This window comes from Dictyoglomus sp. NZ13-RE01, assembly GCA_002878375.1.
Taxonomy (GTDB): domain Bacteria; phylum Dictyoglomota; class Dictyoglomia; order Dictyoglomales; family Dictyoglomaceae; genus NZ13-RE01.
On record NIRF01000034.1, the window covers coordinates 1 to 1,282 of the forward strand.

At 39.5% G+C, this 1,282-nt stretch carries 3 protein-coding genes; all 3 read right to left on the reverse strand.

Going from position 1 to position 1,282, the window contains the following annotated elements; genetic code table 11:
* Positions 1 to 223 (reverse strand): hypothetical protein (locus tag CBR30_09865; protein ID PMQ00687.1); only part of this gene is annotated, 223 nt, incomplete at its 3' end.
* 12 nt (positions 224 to 235) lie between these two features.
* Positions 236 to 631, reverse strand: a complete 396-nt coding sequence (locus CBR30_09870) for a hypothetical protein (GenBank protein ID PMQ00688.1) — start codon at positions 629 to 631, stop codon at positions 236 to 238.
* Entirely contained in the window at positions 632 to 1,042 is a 411-nt protein-coding gene (locus CBR30_09875) for a hypothetical protein (GenBank protein PMQ00689.1), read from the reverse strand.
* Positions 1,043 to 1,282: the final 240 nt, after the last annotated feature.

The window sequence follows — 1,282 nt, forward strand, 5'->3', positions numbered from 1 at the left end:
CTATCGTTCCTAGCGGTAAGAACGTTGATGTCCGTGCGATATAATCAGTACAGTGGCTCACATCCTCAGTGTATATGTGTAGCTTTTCGTACGCCATTTTAGCCACAATCTTCATCCATTTATGTAACATTTTAGGTGATGCTACGTTTATCCACTTACCCCACACGTTAAGACCTTGTAGCCCCTTAGTCCCAGCATACACTAATTCGTACTCATGATACATACATCCTCACCTTTAACGCCACATGAGCTTATCTATGAGATGTCCCAGCCTAGATTCAAGTTCCTCTACAATGTGAAGCCACAGATAAGCCACCCTAGCCCTCATGTATTCTTGCTTCAATATGTAGTAGCGCACCTGCTCGCTTAGTTTTCCCCTGAAAAACCCCAATCTATTACCCCACCAGAATAAAGTACCAACGCTATCAATGCGCCTGTAGCGATATAATCCATTAGCAATTTCCACCAGTAGCACTCTATTTATATCCGTAGCCAGCTTTTCCTTGTATGATAACTTCTTAACATACCTCACTAGAGCACGCGGAGATAACAATCTCAACCAATACCCGAACTCACCGTATGCAAATAGTTGCTCGTCAGTAAAATCGTGAAGCTTTACCTCCTCACTCATCTAAACCACCTTTATCAACTCATTTATTTTCAACTCAAGATTCCATAACTTAACCTGTAGCCTAACACTTATCTCACTAAGCACATCGCTAATCAACCTAGCCTTCCTAGATTTGAGATACTTTTTATTTTCATTCAAATATGCAGCCTCAGCGATTAATAATCCATTACAAAACATCAGGTCACCTATCCATGAAGCTATACTAGATATCTCGTTCATATACAACTCTCTAGCATTATTAAGCGCTATACGCACAACATCATGTATCTCTGTATCTATAAACTCCGTAATCATAGGCTCTATTTTCTGCACGTATTTTGCTAACATGCTGTCACTCGCTTTCCTCAACCATACCATGAAGTCAGTTAATGCTCTAAGAGCCCTCATGTTTATGTCCTCATTCTCACTCATTCACTTACACCTCATCTCCCATTCATTTAGCATAATGTTTTCAGTCTTCTCAACTATAGCACTAAGGATTGTAGCTAATAATTCAAGCAGCCTTACTAGATATTTATCACCTTTCTCGAAGTATATTGAAGAAAGTTTAAGAATATATCCTCTTGTCAATTCTAGCATTCTTATATCCTCTACCATGCGCTTTAATACCGTACTGGTAACTTTCGTGTGATGATGCAGCATTGCATACCT